The following is a 15,436-nucleotide window of genomic DNA, read 5'->3' on the forward strand; positions in this document are numbered from 1 at the left end:
ACTATGACATAAAGAGGAAATGAAATGGAGTATTTCAAAGGGCTTGCATCCTACCGGGGAGACGGAAGGACAGCGATTACACTTGGAAAATTTGACGGACTTCACCGCGGACATCAGAAGCTGATTCATAAGGTGCGTCAGCTGAAGGAAGCGCATGAAGTGAAGTCGGTTGTGTTTGCTTTTGACATGACACCGCTTTTTGAGCGGCTGGGGCTGCCAAGAGATGGGATCATGTCGAACGAGGAACGGCGTATGCATCTGGAAGATGAGGTGGATGCGCTTGTGGAGTGTCCGTTTACAGAGAAAATCAGCAGTATGGAGGCAGAAGTCTTCATCCGTGACATTCTTTCCGGGCTGTTTCACGCAAAGTATGTTGTGGTCGGAACCGATTTCCGGTTCGGGCACGATAAACGCGGTGATGTGAACATGCTGGCAGAATATGCCGGAGAATATGATTATGAACTGTTCGTGATCGAGAAAGAAATGTATGGAGATCGTGAGATCAGCAGTACTTATGTCAGAGAAGAATTGCGTAAAGGAAATATGCAAGTGGTAAACGAGATGCTCGGGTATCCCTATACGGTTGCCGGAATTGTGGAATATGGAAAACAGCTTGGAAGAAGACTGGGATTTCCCACCCTGAATGTCCATCCTGCCAAAGAGAAACTGCTTCCGCCGAACGGAGTCTATATAGACCGCGTGAAGCTGGACGGCGTGTGGTATGACGGAATCGGCAATGTAGGTGTAAAGCCGACGGTAACAGACGAAAAGCGGATGCTGATAGAAAGCTATCTGTTTGATTATGAAGGAAATGCTTATGGAAAAAATGTGAAGATTCAGCTTTACGAATTCCGCAGACCTGAGAAAAAGTTTGCCTCTGTCGAAGAAATGCGGCAGCAGGTAGAGTCTGATATCTCTTATGGAAGAGAGTATTTCCGTCACAAAAGAGGATAAGGAGAAAACGATATGAATATCACAACGATTTTTCTGCTGCTGGGTGGTTTGGGTCTGTTTTTGTTCGGTATGGAGCTTATGAGCGACGGACTGGAGAAAGCAGCCGGTGCCCGGATGCGGGGAATTCTTGAATTCTTTACAAAAAACCGTTTTATTGGAATGCTGGTGGGAATTCTTTTCACGGCAGTAGTTCAGTCGTCCAGTGCGACGACGGTCATGGTGGTCAGCTTTGTAAATTCCGGGCTCATGAATCTGTACCAGGCCAGTGGAGTCATTCTGGGAGCCAATATCGGTACAACAGTGACCGGGCAGCTGATTGCATTTAATCTTTCGGATGTTGCACCACTGTTCGTCATGATCGGCGTGATCATGTATATGTTCTGTAAAAAGACCAATATCAAACGAGTTGGTGTGGTGGTCCTTGGATTTGGTATCTTGTTCATGGGACTCAGTACCATGGGGGATGCCATGACATCCCTGAAAAACTCTCCGCAAGTCATGGAACTTCTCCAGTCACTGACCAATCCGCTGATGGCAATCGTGGTTGGATTTGTGATTACATCCATTCTTCAGAGTTCATCGGCTACGGTCGGTATCATTATTCTGATGGCAGGACAAGGGCTTCTGGCATTTGCCATCTGTCCGTTCTTGATCCTGGGATGTAATATGGGCTCCTGTATGTCAGCCCTTCTTGCCAGCCTTGGAGGAAAGAAGGATGCAAAGCGGGCCGCATGGATTCATTTTCTGTTTAACATTATCGGATCCTTTATTATTTTCATCGTACTGATGATTGCGACCGATCCGATTACAACGGCAATCCTGAAGTTCTCAGGAAACAATCCGTCTCGTGCGGTTGCGAACGCACATACGATCATTAAGATTACAGAAGTAATCCTGTTGTTCCCGTTCATGAACTGGGTAGTGAAAGCAACTTACAAGATTATTAAGGGTAAAGATCCTTCACCGGAAGATGAATTTGAACTTCTTTACATCGGAGAAGGAAAGATGATGACACCAAGTACCGCAACAGTGAATGCCATTCAGGAAATCGAACACATGGGACAGCTTGCCTGTGATAATCTGAAGCTTGGAATGAAAACACTCTGTGATCCGAACGAGGATGAGATCAATGTGATCTACCAGAAAGAGCGGTATATCAACTTCCTGAATCATAAGATCACGGATTATCTTGTGAAGGCCAGCGAGATGGAGATGCCGATCGCCGATTCTCAGATGGTGGGAGCACTCTTTCACGTGGTAAACGATATCGAACGTATCGGTGACCATGCGGAGAACCTTGCCGATTCAGCCAAAATGATCAGGAACGGAGAGGCACAGATCAGCGATAAGGCAAAACAGCAGCTTCAGGATATGACAGAGATGGTTATGGAAATTCTGGACTACTCACTGGATATGTTCACACACAACAATCAGGAACATATGCAGGAAATTCTGGATCTCGAGGATGCGATCGATGAGAAAGAGAAGAAGCTCCAGAGAGCCCATGTAAAACGTCTTACTAAAAACAGATGTACACCGGAAGGCGGTATGATTTTCTCCGATACGGTATCCGGTCTGGAACGTGTGGCGGACCACGCGACAAATATTGCATTTGCGATTCATCAGCCGGACGATTACAGTGACGATGATGATTAAAAGTGCTTGACTTCATACGGCTGTTGTGATATATTAAAGCGGTGTGAAAACCGGTGTTCGGCAGATGGAATCTCCAACCGCTGCTTAATACCTGGCAATTATTAGTATATATCAGGAGGTAGTGACAAATGATCACAAAAGAAATGAAAGAACAGATTATTAAGGAATACGGAAGAACAGAAGGAGATACAGGATCTCCGGAAGTACAGGTTGCTATTCTTACAGCAAGAATCAATGACCTGAACGACCACTTCAAAGCTAACCCGAAGGATTTCCACTCAAGAAGAGGACTTCTTAAGATGGTTGGACAGAGAAGAGGACTTCTTGCATACCTTAAGAAGAATGATATTGAAAGATATCGTTCACTGATTGAAAGATTAGGTCTGAGAAAGTAATTCTGATCATAAAGCGAAAGAGAGCATTTCACTGGGTGGAGTGCTCTCTTTTTATGTGGGTGGCTAGCCACCCTCTTCACTTTTCCCTTGCAACTAAGGACTTGCTGTGATATAATGTGTAAGATTGTGGCAGTATGTAGATCCGAGACCACTGAAAAGCGCATCTGTATCCGGAGGGGAAGATGGGTTTTTCAGTAGTTTCGGAAAAGGCTGCCGATGACATATAGTGAGACATATAGTGAATAGTAGAAAGGAAAAAAAGCATGTATAAAACATTTGAAATGGAGCTTGCAGGCAGAACTCTCCGCGTTGATGTCGGTAGAGTAGCAAAGCAGGCAAATGGAGCAGCGCTTATGCATTATGGTGATACGGTTGTGCTGTCAACAGCAACTGCATCAGACAAGCCGAGAGAAGGAATCGATTTCTTCCCGCTTAGTGTGGAATACAATGAGAAATTATATGCCGTTGGAAAGATCCCGGGAGGATTTAACAAGAGAGAGGGAAAGGCTTCCGAAAATGCGGTTCTTACCTGCCGTGTAATCGATCGTCCGATGAGACCACTGTTCCCGAAGGATTATAGAAATGATGTAACTTTAGAGAACCTGGTTCTTTCTGTAGACCAGGACTGCGCACCGGAACTTACCGCAATGCTTGGTTCTGCAATCGCAACAGCAATCTCAGACATTCCGTTTGACGGACCGACAGCATCTACGCAGGTCGGACTGGTTGACGGAGAGTTTGTTTTCAACCCGACTGCAGCACAGAAGGAGAAATCCGATCTGGCACTGACGGTTGCATCTACAAAGGAAAAGGTTATCATGATCGAAGCCGGTGCAAATGAAGTTCCGGAAGATAAGATGATCGAAGCGATCTTCGCTGCACATGAAGTGAACCAGAAGGTGATCGCATTTATCGAAACTATCGTTGCAGAGTGCGGAAAGCCGAAACATGACTATGTAAGTTTCGCTGTACCGGAAGAGCTCTTTGATGCAATGAAGGAGATCGTGACACCGGAAGAGATGGAAGTTGCGGTATTTACCGATGACAAGCAGACCAGAGAAGAGAATATCCGCAAAGTGACAGAAAGACTGGAAGAAGCATTTGCAGACAATGAAGAATGGCTGGCAAAACTTCCGGATGCAGTATATCAGTATCAGAAGAAGGTAGTCCGCAAGATGATCCTCAAAGATCATAAGCGTCCGGACGGAAGAGCAATTGATCAGATCCGCCCGCTTGCAGCAGAAGTAGATCTGCTTCCGAGAGTACACGGTTCTGCAATGTTTACCCGTGGACAGACTCAGATCTGTACCGTTACCACACTTGCTCCACTTTCAGAGGCTCAGAAAGTGGACGGACTGGATGAAGCAGAAACATCCAAGAGATATATGCACCACTACAACTTCCCGTCTTACTCTGTAGGTGAGACCAGACCTTCCAGAGGACCGGGACGACGTGAAATCGGACACGGAGCACTGGCTGAGAGAGCACTGGTGCCGGTACTCCCGTCAGAGGAAGAATTCCCGTATGCGATCCGTACCGTATCCGAGACATTTGAATCCAACGGTTCTACTTCACAGGCCAGCGTTTGTGCATCTTCTATGTCACTGATGGCAGCAGGTGTACCGATCAAATCTGCAGTAGCAGGTATTTCCTGTGGTCTGGTAACCGGAGAGACGGACGATGATTATCTGGTACTAACTGATATTCAGGGACTTGAAGACTTCTTCGGAGACATGGACTTCAAGGTAGCAGGAACCAAGAAAGGTATCACAGCGATCCAGATGGATATCAAGATTCACGGACTGACAAGACCGATTATCGAAGAAGCGATTGCACGTACAAGACAGGCTAGAATTTACATCATGGACGAAGTCATGAGTAAAGCGATCGCCGAGCCGAGACCGCAGGTTGGAAAATATGCTCCGAAGATTATTCAAATGAGTATTGATCCTTCTAAGATCGGCGATGTAGTCGGACAGAGAGGAAAGACCATCAACGCGATCATCGAAAAGACGGGCGTAAAGATCGATATCACCGATGACGGTAACGTATCAATCTGCGGAACCGACGCTGAAAACATGGAAAAAGCGAAGAAGATGATTGCAATCATCGTGACCGACCTGGAAGCAGGAATGGTTCTGGAAGGTGACGTTGTCAGCATCAAGGAATTCGGTGCTTTCGTTGAATTTGCTCCGGGCAAGGAAGGAATGGTTCACATTTCCAAGATCGCTAAGCAGAGAATTGAACATGTGGAAGATGTCCTGACACTGGGCGACCATGTGAAGGTTGTCTGCCTCGGAAAGGACAAGATGGGACGTCTCAGCTTTAGTATCAAAGATGTAGCTGAATAAAGATAAAATTGAAACAGAAAAGAACTCTTCAGAGATGAAGGGTTCTTTTTTTAGCATAAATACGGCATTTTGCCCATATATTTGGTTTAAAGAGGTGGACAAGATGAGAAGAGAGAAGAAAAACCAGATTATCCGAGTGCTTGCGGAGCGGATCCGCGGGATCATATTGAATGAAGGAATTGATTTTGCAACGCTGCAGGAGATCCGACTCCGGGAAGGACAGCCATTGGTGATCCGATGTGATGGGGAGGAAAAGCTGTTTGCGCACATTGTGACGCGCGAAGAGCTGAGAGAAACGATGGAATACATAGCTAACTATTCTTTGTATGCCTATGAAGAAGAGATGAAACAGGGGTTCCTCACGATCGATGGCGGCCATCGGGTGGGAATATCCGGAAAAATTATACCAGATGGAGGACATGTGCGCAATTTTCAATATATTTCTTCTATTAATATCCGTATTTGTCATGAAGTGAAAGGATGTGCGGACCGGCTGTTTCCGGAAGTGCTGGAAAATGGGCGCCTTTGTCACACGCTGATCATATCGCCGCCGGGGAGAGGCAAAACCACACTTCTTCGGGATATGGTGCGGCAGATATCGGATGGGAATGCCTATCTTGCGGGGCAAAATGTAGGAGTGGTGGATGAACGGTCCGAGATCGGAGGATGCTATCAGGGAGTGGCACAGAATCAGGTGGGAAAACGGACCGATATTCTGGATAACTGTCCGAAAGCGGAGGGGTTGATGATGCTCATCCGATCCATGTCTCCGCAGGTCGTGGCCGCGGATGAGATTGGAACCGCTCAAGATGTGGAGGCCGTATCCTATGCCATGCACTGTGGCGCGATCATGCTTGCGACGGTTCACGGAACATCGTTGGAGGAAATCCGTGAGAAGCCGTTCTTGAAACGTTTCTGGGAAGGTCATGATTTTAAACGGTATGTGGTGATGAAAGAAAGTGGAAAGACGGGAGAAATCGAAGGAATTTATGATGACAGAGGGAACCGGATATGCTGTGGAAACTGATCGGATGTCTCTGCATTCTGACGGCTTCTTCGGGGTTGGGGTATTTTCAAGGTATAGAGTATAGAAGGCAGATCCAGGAAATGCACTGTCTGGAACAGCTGATCCGGGAGATCGGCGGAGAGATTTCCTATACAAAAGCACCGCTCCCGGAAATCTTTCTCCGTACAGCGAGATACTGCCGCAGTCCGTACAGCCTCTGGCTCCGTGAAATGGCCAGGGAAATGCAGGAAAAGGGGGCAGTGCAGCTTGGAGCGTTATGGGAGAACAGAACGCGGAAAATTCTGGGAACACTTTCTTTAGATTCGGAGGAAATGAACGAGCTTTCGCAGGTTGGATATCAGATGAATCATCTGGATATCCGTATGCAGGAGCAGACACTTATTTGGTACGTCACACGACTGGAGGAGCGGAGAGGCCGTAAAGAGAAGATTTTATATGAGAAACAGCGTCTCAGTAATCTGCTGGGGGTGTCGGCAGGACTTTTCCTTGTGATCCTGCTTATGTGACAAAAGAAATCGGAGGAGGAATTCATGAGTGTTAATCTGATTTTTAAAATCGCAGCTGTCGGGATCCTGGTGTCGGTGCTCAGTCAGGTGTTGAAACACAGCGGGCGGGAGGAACAGGCATTTCTGACCAGTTTTGCGGGCCTTATACTGGTACTGTTCTGGATCATCCCTTATGTGTATGAGCTTTTTGAAGATATCAGGAGATTATTTGCACTGTAGAAAACAGCCGGACTGTTTTTAGAAGGGAGGCATTCGGATGAACATGCTGCAGATTGCAGGAATCGGGGTAGTGGGGACGCTCCTTGCCCTGCAGTTCAAAAGCGGAAAAGCGGAATACGGTATATACACAGGGATCGCCGTCAGTCTGTTTTTACTCTTTGGAATGAGCGGAAGGCTGGAGGTGATCGAAGAGGCATTTGATACCATCGGTAGTTTTGTTAAAGTGGACAATGGCTATATGAAAGCAATTCTCAAAATGCTGGGGGTGACTTATGTGTCGGAATTTGCTTCCGCGATCTGCCGGGATGCAGGATACCAGACGATCGCATCGCAGATCGAAATCTTTGCAAAGCTGACGATCCTGGCTCTCAGTATGCCTGTACTGGAAGCACTTCTGGTCACGATTCAGGGATTCCTCGGCTGAAGGCCCGGGAAAAAGAGTATGGGATTGGGAATATGGGGAAGGAGTGAAAGATGACAGGAATACTACGGCGCATGCGGCATGGAATGTATGTTCTCTTCGTGGCTCTGCTGATTGCAGTCACGGGCACGGTACACGCCGAGGGAGAGGAGGCACAGGAAAGGGTGACGCAGGAAGACGCTGCGAAATTAAGTGAGGATGCAGCAGAGAGTCTGTTCGACGAACTGGATACCGACCAGATCGACCGTGTCTTAAAAGAGGCATATTCGCGGGAAAAAGTCCGGTTCCGAGATGTGGTGCAGGCAATGATGGACGGGGAGCAAACCATTTCCCCGGAATTGATTGTGGATTTCGTCGCGGATACTCTGTTCGGTCTTGTGAGGGAAAACAGACCCGCCATGCTGCAGATGCTTCTGCTCCTGATCGTTGCAGCCGTCTTCACCAATTTCTCCGGCGTGTTTCAAAGCAGCCAGATCGCGGACTGCGCATTTTATATCGTCTATATTCTTCTGATTGCTGTCTGCCTGACCGGATTTTCTTCTACCACGGAAACGGTCGAACAGGGGCTGGAAACTCTTCTGACCTTTATGAAGGTTCTGGCTCCTGCCTATTTCCTGTGTATGACGGCGGCGACCGGTAGTGTTTCCGGAATGGGATTCTATCAGCTCATCCTGATTCTGATCTATCTGGTGGAATTGGTGATCGTGCGGTTTGTTCTCCCGCTCGTGCATGTTTATCTGATGGTGCAGATCCTGAACTATCTGTCCGGTGAAGAATATCTTTCCAAAACAGGGGAACTTCTGGAGACGCTGATCTCCTGGGTGATGAAGACGATGCTTGCCTGTGTGACCGGAGTGAGTGTGATCCAGGGAATCTTAAGTCCTGCAATTGATCAGGTGAAACGGAGTGTCTGGACAAAAGGTGCCGAAATGCTTCCCGGAATCGGGGATGCCATCGGCGGGGTGACGGAAGTAGTACTTGGAACAGCGGTGCTGATCAAAAATGCGGTCGGTATGGCGGGAGCGGTGCTGGCGGTTGGAATCTGTCTGCTCCCGATTCTGAATATGGGCGTGCTGACGATTCTTTATAAAGCGATGGCAGCTGTGGTTCAGCCGATTTCCGATAAAAGGATCGTGGAAGTACTGTCCAGCATGGGAAATGCCTGCCGGATGCTCCTTAGCATCATTTTCACAACTTCAATCCTCTTTCTGGTGACCATTGCAGTGACGGCGGCATCTACCAGTTGAAGAAAGGAGACACAGGATGTTCAACTATTTTTATGAATGGCTTCGAAATCTGGCATTTTACATGGTGCTGGTAACGGCTGTCCTGCAGCTGATCCCGAACAGAAGCTATGAAAAATATATTCGTTTCTTCTGTGGGCTGATTTTGGTCATCCTTCTTTTGACACCGGTCATGAGAGTCATAGATGCCGGATTTGAAGGCAGGATGCGGGCGTCTGTAAGTGATGACAACTGGAAGGAACTGGAGGAGATTCGAGAGCAGGCCGAGGGTCTGGAAGATTTTGTCTATTCATTTTCCGGGGAGGAGCAGGATGGAGAAGAATAAAGAGTATCTACAATATATAAAAAAGTTCTTCGGGAAAAAGGAGCAGTGGCTGATCCTTCTGCTTGTCGGGATCCTGCTGGTCGTGATCGCGATCCCGGTCCCAAAAGAAGGGGAAGAAGAGCAGGAAGAGGTACAGGACGAAACAGCGAGTTCCGGAAGCACCGACGATGAGGCGTACGTCCGACGCCTGGAACGGAGGCTGGAGGATGCACTGGTGCAGGTGCAGGGAGTAGGAAAAGTGTCCGTGATGATCACGCTTTCTGCTTCTTCGGAGAAGATCGTGGAAAAAGACAGAGAGAGTTCCAGCGAGACGAGCGGAGAAAATGAATCCGGTTCGTCGAAAAGGAGCAGTTCCTCGGAAACCTCCGTTTATACCGGAAACGGGAGCAATGAGACGCCTTACATTACGAAAGAACTGAGCCCCGCTATTGAAGGGGTTCTGGTGATTGCGGATGGGGGAGATGATGCCGTGGTGATCGAAAATATAACCGAGGCTGTCCAGGCATTATTCCCGGTAGACACGCATAGAATTAAAGTAATGAAGCGCAATCAATAAATATTAACAGGAGGAAGGAAAGTGAAACGAATATTCAAAAAGAATCAGATAGTCATTGCGGCACTTGCAGTTATGATCGCGGTGGCCGGTTATCTTAATTACTCCGGAAAAATATTTGGAAAAAACAGTACGGCCGAGGAAGCGGACAGTACACTTGCAAGCACGGAACTTCTGGATATTTCTGACGAAGATACATCTCAGACGGACGGAGAAGTGTCCGATGCGGAAACGGAAGGTACACCGGGAGAAGCGGTTCTTACCAGCGGAACTGCACGCGGCGTAGTGGCACAGGCAAAGATCAGCCGGGAGCAGGTAAGGGCGAAAAATAAAGAAACCCTTCAGGCAATCATCGATGATGCAAATGTGAGCGATGAGCAGAAAGCAGATGCCATCGCGCAGATGGTGCAGATGACTGAGTTGGCAGAAAAAGAAGTGACGATCGAAACCCTACTGGCCAGCAAAGGGTTCAGCGAGGCAGTCGTCAGCCTTTCCGAGGATTCGGCAGATGTTGTGGTGAACAGCAGTGACCTCACGGAAGCCAAACGCGCGCAGATCGAAGACATCGTGACACGCAAGGCAGGGATCAACGCGGCAAATATTGTGATCACTCCGATCCATAGCGGGGAGAATGAATGAGCTTAATTTGTGGAATCAGAGCCATCCCCAACAACTTCTCTCTTTTATTTTGGAATAAGATGTGGTAGACTAATTAAATGACCTCATTAAGTGAGAAAAGTTGAATAAATAGATAGAAAGAACGAATACTACATTATAGAATAACAGGAGTATACCATGGCAGATTTTACGAATGAAATAAAGAAAAGAAGAACATTTGCAATTATTTCCCATCCGGATGCCGGAAAGACGACATTGACCGAGAAGTTCCTGCTTTACGGAGGAGCCATTAACCAGGCCGGTTCGGTCAAGGGAAAGGCGACAGCGAAGCATGCTGTTTCAGACTGGATGGAGATTGAGAAGGAAAGAGGTATTTCGGTAACTTCGTCCGTACTGCAGTTTGAGTACGGTGGATACTGCATCAATATTCTGGATACTCCGGGACATCAGGATTTCTCGGAGGATACGTACCGTACCTTGATGGCAGCGGATTCGGCGGTCATGGTGATCGATGGTTCCAAGGGTGTTGAGGCGCAGACAAGGAAGCTGTTTAAAGTATGTGTAATGCGCCACATTCCGATTTTTACGTTTATCAATAAGATGGACCGTGAGGCGATGGACACCTTTGAACTTCTGGATGACATTGAAAAAGAACTGGGGATCGCCACTTGTCCGATCAATTGGCCGATTGGATCGGGAAAGGAATTCCGCGGGGTGTTTGACCGGGATACCAGAGAACTGGAAATCTTTTCAGATACGAAGAAAGGAACGACGGTAGGAGAAGTAAGAAAGGCGCCGATCGACAGTGAGGAAGCGAAGCAGATCGTGACGCAGGAACAGTACGAGAAGTTGGAGGAGGAGATCGAACTTCTGGACGGTGCAAGTGCCGAGTTCGATCAGGAACTGGTAAGTAAAGGAGAGCTGTCGCCGGTGTTTTTCGGATCTGCGCTCACGAACTTTGGTGTGGAGACATTCCTTCAGCATTTCCTTAGGATGACGACTTCTCCGCTCCCGAGAATGTCCGATAAAGGGCTTATTGATCCGATGAAAGAGAAAGAATTCTCTGCATTTGTATTTAAGATTCAGGCAAATATGAATAAGGCACACCGGGACCGGATCGCGTTTATGCGGATCTGTTCCGGTGAATTTGATGCGGGAATGGATGTGTATCACATTCAGGGCGGCAAAAAGGTCCGTCTCTCCCAGCCGCAGCAACTCATGGCGAGCGAGAGAAAGATGATCGACAAGGCATACGGAGGAGACATCATCGGTGTGTTTGATCCGGGAATCTTCTCCATCGGAGACACTCTCACCAATTCTCCGGAGAAATTCGCATACGAAGGAATTCCGACTTTCGCACCGGAGCATTTCGCAAGAGTGCGCCAGGTGGATACCATGAAGAGAAAGCAGTTTATCAAGGGAATCAATCAGATCGCTCAGGAAGGCGCGATTCAGATCTTCCAGGAATTCAATACCGGTATGGAAGAGATCATCGTAGGGGTGGTCGGGGTTCTGCAGTTTGATGTGCTGAAGTACCGTCTGGAAAATGAATACAACGTGGAGATCCGCATGGATACCCTTCCGTATGAGCATATTCGGTGGATTGAAAATGATAACATTGATATGGACAGGCTGGTGGGTACCTCTGATATGAAGAAGATCAAGGATCTGAAAGACCGGCCGCTCCTGCTTTTTGTCAACAGCTGGAGCATCCGTATGGTGTTGGAGCGAAATGAAGGCCTGGTATTATCCGAGTTCGGGCGTTCATAATTCTTCTTTCCAACGCATGGAAAATGTGATATAGTATGAGTAGAATGTGCCCCGATAAGGGGCGGATGAACTGAGTATACAGATGAATTTTGAAGGAGGCTTATCATGAATAAAGAAGAAAGAAACACATATACAATTGAAACCGATGAGAATCTAGGCGTTGTTCAGATCGCAGATGAAGTGGTTGCGATCATTGCTGGGCTTGCGGCAATGGAAGTAGAAGGCGTTTCTTCCATGGCAGGCAACGCTACAAGAGAACTGATCGAGAAGCTTGGTATGAAGAGCCTTTCCAAGGGTGTGAAAGTAGATGTGCTTGAAGGAATCGTGACCGTTTCTCTTGCGTTGAATCTGAAGTACGGAAGAAGTATTAAAGAGACGACCATGAAGGTGCAGGAGAAAGTAAAGGCAGCAATTGAAAATATGACCGGCCTTACCGTAGCGGACGTGAACATCCGTGTAGCAGGCGTGGATATGCCGGATGAAGAATAAATTTGGAGAGAGACGATGGGAAGAAGTGAACTGAGAGAACATATTTTCAAAATGATTTTCGGACTGGAATTCACGGAGGAGGAACAGATCGAGAAGCAGTTGGAGCTGTATCTTGACCAGCTGGATGAGGTGAGCGAGAAGGATCGCAGCTATATGCTGGCAAAGGCAAAAGCGATTGCCGAAAAAGTATGTGAGATCGATGCGATGATCAATGAGAATGCGACCGGATGGAAGACAACAAGAATGAATAAGGTGGATCTTTCTATTCTGCGGCTTGCTGTCTACGAGATGAAATTCGATGACGATGTGCCGGTGAAAGTAGCGATCAACGAGGCCGTAGAGCTTGCCAAGAGATTCTCAGGTGATGAAGGGCCGGCATTTATTAACGGAGTACTGGGAAAGCTTGCTTAAGTCTTACCCGGTCTTCGGTGCAGGAGAGATCATGCAGAATGTATATACAGTAAAGCAGGTCAATGCGTATATCAGAAATATGTTTGCGCAGGACTTTATGCTGAATCGAATTTATGTGAAGGGTGAAGTGTCGAATGTAAAATATCACACTTCGGGACATATATATTTTTCTTTAAAAGATGAGTCCGGGACGATTGCCTGTGTCATGTTTGCCGGGCAACGCAGCGGACTTTCTTTTCGTATGAGGGAAGGGCAGCAGATCATTGTCCTTGGAAGCATCAGCGTTTATGAGAGAGACGGGAAATACCAGCTCTACGCGAAGGAAATCCGTCTGGACGGGGCAGGACTTCTCTATGAACGTTTTCTGGCATTGAAGCAGGAACTGGAAGAAATGGGGATGTTTGCGCCGGAATACAAAAGGCCGATCCCGCCCTACGTGCGGACACTGGGCGTGGTGACGGCTCCGACGGGAGCGGCTGTGCGTGATATCATGAATATTACGAAAAGGCGGAATCCTTATGTGCAGATTATCCTCTACCCGGCGCTGGTACAGGGAGAAGGTGCCGCTGAGAGTATCGTGAAAGGAATCCGGATGCTGGAGGAGAAGAAGGTGGATGTCATGATCGTCGGACGAGGCGGAGGCTCCATCGAGGATCTCTGGGCATTTAATGAAGAAATCGTGGCAAGAGCCGTATTTGAAAGCACAGTTCCGGTCATTTCGGCCGTGGGACATGAGACGGACATGACAATCATTGATTATGTAGCGGATCTGCGCGCGCCGACACCCTCGGCTGCGGCGGAACTTGCGGTCTGTGAGATTCGCAAAGTGGATGAGAAGATGGAGAATTATGCACGCAAGATGCACCGGAGCCTCGTGCAGAAGCTGAATATGACGCGCCTGGTGCTGGAAACATATCAGGCAAAGATGGGGTATCTAAGTCCCAGGGGAAGACTTCTGGATCTGAGACAGCAGCTTGCGGATTACGAAGAACTGATTCCGGAGGCATTTAACGCCAGAATCAGGGATTTCCGGGATAAAGTAGACGAATACGAAGAGCTCCTTCACGCCGACATGGGAAGGCAGCTGACAGATGCAAAGCATAGGCTGGCTCTCAGGATCGAGCGGATGAAGGGGGCATCACCGCTTGACAGGCTGAATCAGGGATTCTCCTATGTGCAGCGGGAGGACGGACGCACGGTCAGACGCGTTGCGGATGTCAGAGAAAAGGAGCTCCTCAACATATATGTGACCGATGGCGTGATCCACGCACAGGTCAGGGACGTCCGGAAGGAGGATTAAAGGGTGGCAGAGACGAAGAAAAAGGCAGTGCCGAAAGAAAAATTTCAAGAAGAATGGAAACAAGAGGCAGGACCGATCAAGGAAGAGAAGGAAGCTGAACAGGAAGCGGAAGAGACACTGGAGCAACTCTTTGAGAAGCTGGACGATGTGACGAACAAACTGGAAAGCGGCGAGACATCGCTGGAGGAATCGTTCCGGCTGTACCAGAGCGGAATGGAGATGTTGAAACGGTGCAGTGATAAAATCGATAAAGTAGAAAAACAGGTGCTGATATTAGAGGAGAATGGAGAAACACATGAATTTTAGTGGAGAAATGAAGCAGAAAGTAAATGAGATCGAGGCAATCCTGGATGAGTATCTGCCGGCTGCCGAAGGATATCAGAAGCAGATCATGGAAGCAATGGCGTATAGTGTGACGGCGGGAGGAAAGCGTCTCCGCCCCATGCTGATGCAGGAGACCTTCCGCCTTTTTGGCGGAGAAGGAAAAGTCGTGGAGCCATTTATGGCGGCACTGGAGATGATCCACACCTATTCACTGGTTCACGACGACCTGCCGGCGATGGATAACGACGAATACCGCCGGGGCAGGAAGACGACCCATGTGGTTTACGGGGAAGCGATGGGAATTCTTGCGGGAGACGCACTGCTCAATTATGCGTTTGAGACGGCAGTGAAAGCATTTGACATTGCTCCCGAAAAGAGCCTTCAGATTGGGAAGGCATTTAAGATCCTGGCAGAAAAGGCAGGAATTTACGGAATGATCGGCGGACAGGTTGTGGATGTGGCATCCTGCGGTAAGGGACTGGACGAAGCGATGCTGAACTTCATCTATGAGCTGAAGACCGGAGCACTCATTGAAAGTGCTATGATGATCGGTGCAGTGCTTGCCGGTGCTACGCAGGAACAGGTAAGAACGGTGGAGAAGATCGCATCGGATGTGGGAATTGCATTCCAGATCCAGGATGACATCCTGGACGTGACGAGCACGCAGGAAGAACTCGGGAAACCGATCCACAGCGATGAAAAGAATGAAAAATCGACATATGTGACCATAAAAGGTCTGGATGAGGCGGCAAAGGACGTAGAAAGAATCTCGGAAGAAGCAGTGGAGCTGCTTCAGAGTCTGAATCTTGAGAATCCTTATCTGACATGGCTGATTCAGGAACTGGTACATAGGAGAAAATAATGAGGTGTTGG

18 protein-coding genes are annotated in these 15,436 nt (G+C 48.0%); all 18 read left to right on the plus strand.

Features of this window, described 5'->3' with window-relative positions; genetic code table 11:
- Positions 1 to 24: 24 nt before the first annotated feature.
- The 18 genes from ACTNB3_RS10030 (at position 25) to ACTNB3_RS10115 (ending at position 15,425) form a co-directional block, all read left to right on the plus strand.
- Entirely contained in the window at positions 25 to 954 is a 930-nt protein-coding gene (locus ACTNB3_RS10030) for a bifunctional riboflavin kinase/FAD synthetase (RefSeq protein WP_427808003.1), read from the plus strand.
- A gap of 12 nt (positions 955 to 966) precedes the next feature.
- Positions 967 to 2,610 carry a Na/Pi cotransporter family protein gene (locus ACTNB3_RS10035; RefSeq protein ID WP_441025348.1) on the plus strand — a complete coding sequence of 548 codons (1,644 nt, stop codon included), beginning with the start codon at positions 967 to 969 and terminating at the stop codon, positions 2,608 to 2,610.
- A 128-nt stretch (positions 2,611 to 2,738) separates the two neighbouring features.
- On the plus strand, positions 2,739 to 3,005 hold the full coding sequence (rpsO, locus tag ACTNB3_RS10040) for a 30S ribosomal protein S15 (protein WP_427807999.1): 267 nt from the start codon (positions 2,739 to 2,741) through the stop codon (positions 3,003 to 3,005).
- A 263-nt stretch (positions 3,006 to 3,268) separates the two neighbouring features.
- Complete coding sequence (locus ACTNB3_RS10045) at positions 3,269 to 5,356, plus strand: polyribonucleotide nucleotidyltransferase (RefSeq protein ID WP_427820434.1); 2,088 nt, start codon at positions 3,269 to 3,271, stop codon at positions 5,354 to 5,356.
- A gap of 103 nt (positions 5,357 to 5,459) precedes the next feature.
- A complete protein-coding gene (gene spoIIIAA, locus ACTNB3_RS10050; RefSeq protein ID WP_441025352.1) occupies positions 5,460 to 6,383 on the plus strand; it encodes a stage III sporulation protein AA in 924 nt (307 codons plus the stop codon).
- On the plus strand, positions 6,368 to 6,889 hold the full coding sequence (locus tag ACTNB3_RS10055; protein WP_441025354.1) for a stage III sporulation protein AB: 522 nt from the start codon (positions 6,368 to 6,370) through the stop codon (positions 6,887 to 6,889). Before spoIIIAA ends, ACTNB3_RS10055 begins: the two co-directional genes overlap by 16 nt.
- Positions 6,890 to 6,913: 24 nt before the next feature.
- Positions 6,914 to 7,108 carry a stage III sporulation protein AC gene (gene spoIIIAC / locus ACTNB3_RS10060; RefSeq protein WP_427807991.1) on the plus strand — a complete coding sequence of 65 codons (195 nt, stop codon included), beginning with the start codon at positions 6,914 to 6,916 and terminating at the stop codon, positions 7,106 to 7,108.
- A 37-nt stretch (positions 7,109 to 7,145) separates the two neighbouring features.
- Positions 7,146 to 7,532, plus strand: a complete 387-nt coding sequence (locus ACTNB3_RS10065) for a SpoIIIAC/SpoIIIAD family protein (RefSeq protein WP_441025357.1) — start codon at positions 7,146 to 7,148, stop codon at positions 7,530 to 7,532.
- A gap of 50 nt (positions 7,533 to 7,582) precedes the next feature.
- Positions 7,583 to 8,776, plus strand: coding sequence for a stage III sporulation protein AE (locus ACTNB3_RS10070; protein ID WP_427807987.1), 1,194 nt, complete (start codon positions 7,583 to 7,585; stop codon positions 8,774 to 8,776).
- 16 nt (positions 8,777 to 8,792) lie between these two features.
- Complete coding sequence (locus ACTNB3_RS10075) at positions 8,793 to 9,098, plus strand: stage III sporulation protein AF (protein WP_441017715.1); 306 nt, start codon at positions 8,793 to 8,795, stop codon at positions 9,096 to 9,098.
- Positions 9,085 to 9,654 (plus strand): stage III sporulation protein AG, encoded by a 570-nt coding sequence (locus ACTNB3_RS10080; protein ID WP_427820430.1) that lies wholly within the window; start codon positions 9,085 to 9,087, stop codon positions 9,652 to 9,654. The genes ACTNB3_RS10075 and ACTNB3_RS10080 overlap by 14 nt, the downstream gene beginning before the upstream one ends.
- 21 nt (positions 9,655 to 9,675) lie before the next feature.
- Complete coding sequence (locus ACTNB3_RS10085; protein WP_441025360.1) at positions 9,676 to 10,290, plus strand: SpoIIIAH-like family protein; 615 nt, start codon at positions 9,676 to 9,678, stop codon at positions 10,288 to 10,290.
- Between the two features lie 156 nt (positions 10,291 to 10,446).
- Complete coding sequence (locus tag ACTNB3_RS10090; protein WP_427807979.1) at positions 10,447 to 12,039, plus strand: peptide chain release factor 3; 1,593 nt, start codon at positions 10,447 to 10,449, stop codon at positions 12,037 to 12,039.
- A gap of 105 nt (positions 12,040 to 12,144) precedes the next feature.
- On the plus strand, positions 12,145 to 12,528 hold the full coding sequence (locus ACTNB3_RS10095) for an Asp23/Gls24 family envelope stress response protein (protein ID WP_427807977.1): 384 nt from the start codon (positions 12,145 to 12,147) through the stop codon (positions 12,526 to 12,528).
- Positions 12,529 to 12,543: 15 nt separating this feature from the next.
- A complete protein-coding gene (gene nusB / locus ACTNB3_RS10100) occupies positions 12,544 to 12,939 on the plus strand; it encodes a transcription antitermination factor NusB (protein ID WP_427807975.1) in 396 nt (131 codons plus the stop codon).
- A 31-nt stretch (positions 12,940 to 12,970) separates the two neighbouring features.
- Positions 12,971 to 14,239: an exodeoxyribonuclease VII large subunit gene (gene xseA, locus ACTNB3_RS10105; RefSeq protein WP_441025363.1), complete on the plus strand. Its 1,269-nt coding sequence runs from the start codon at positions 12,971 to 12,973 to the stop codon at positions 14,237 to 14,239.
- A 3-nt stretch (positions 14,240 to 14,242) separates the two neighbouring features.
- The gene (gene xseB / locus ACTNB3_RS10110) at positions 14,243 to 14,545 is read left to right on the plus strand and encodes an exodeoxyribonuclease VII small subunit (RefSeq protein WP_427807971.1); all 303 of its coding nucleotides are present in this window, start codon (positions 14,243 to 14,245) and stop codon (positions 14,543 to 14,545) included.
- Positions 14,535 to 15,425: a polyprenyl synthetase family protein gene (locus ACTNB3_RS10115; RefSeq protein ID WP_441025365.1), complete on the plus strand. Its 891-nt coding sequence runs from the start codon at positions 14,535 to 14,537 to the stop codon at positions 15,423 to 15,425. Before xseB ends, ACTNB3_RS10115 begins: the two co-directional genes overlap by 11 nt.
- The last annotated feature ends 11 nt before the right edge of the window (positions 15,426 to 15,436 follow it).

This window comes from Bariatricus sp. HCP28S3_D3 (assembly GCF_052065755.1).
Taxonomy (GTDB): Bacteria; Bacillota; Clostridia; order Lachnospirales; family Lachnospiraceae; genus Allocoprococcus.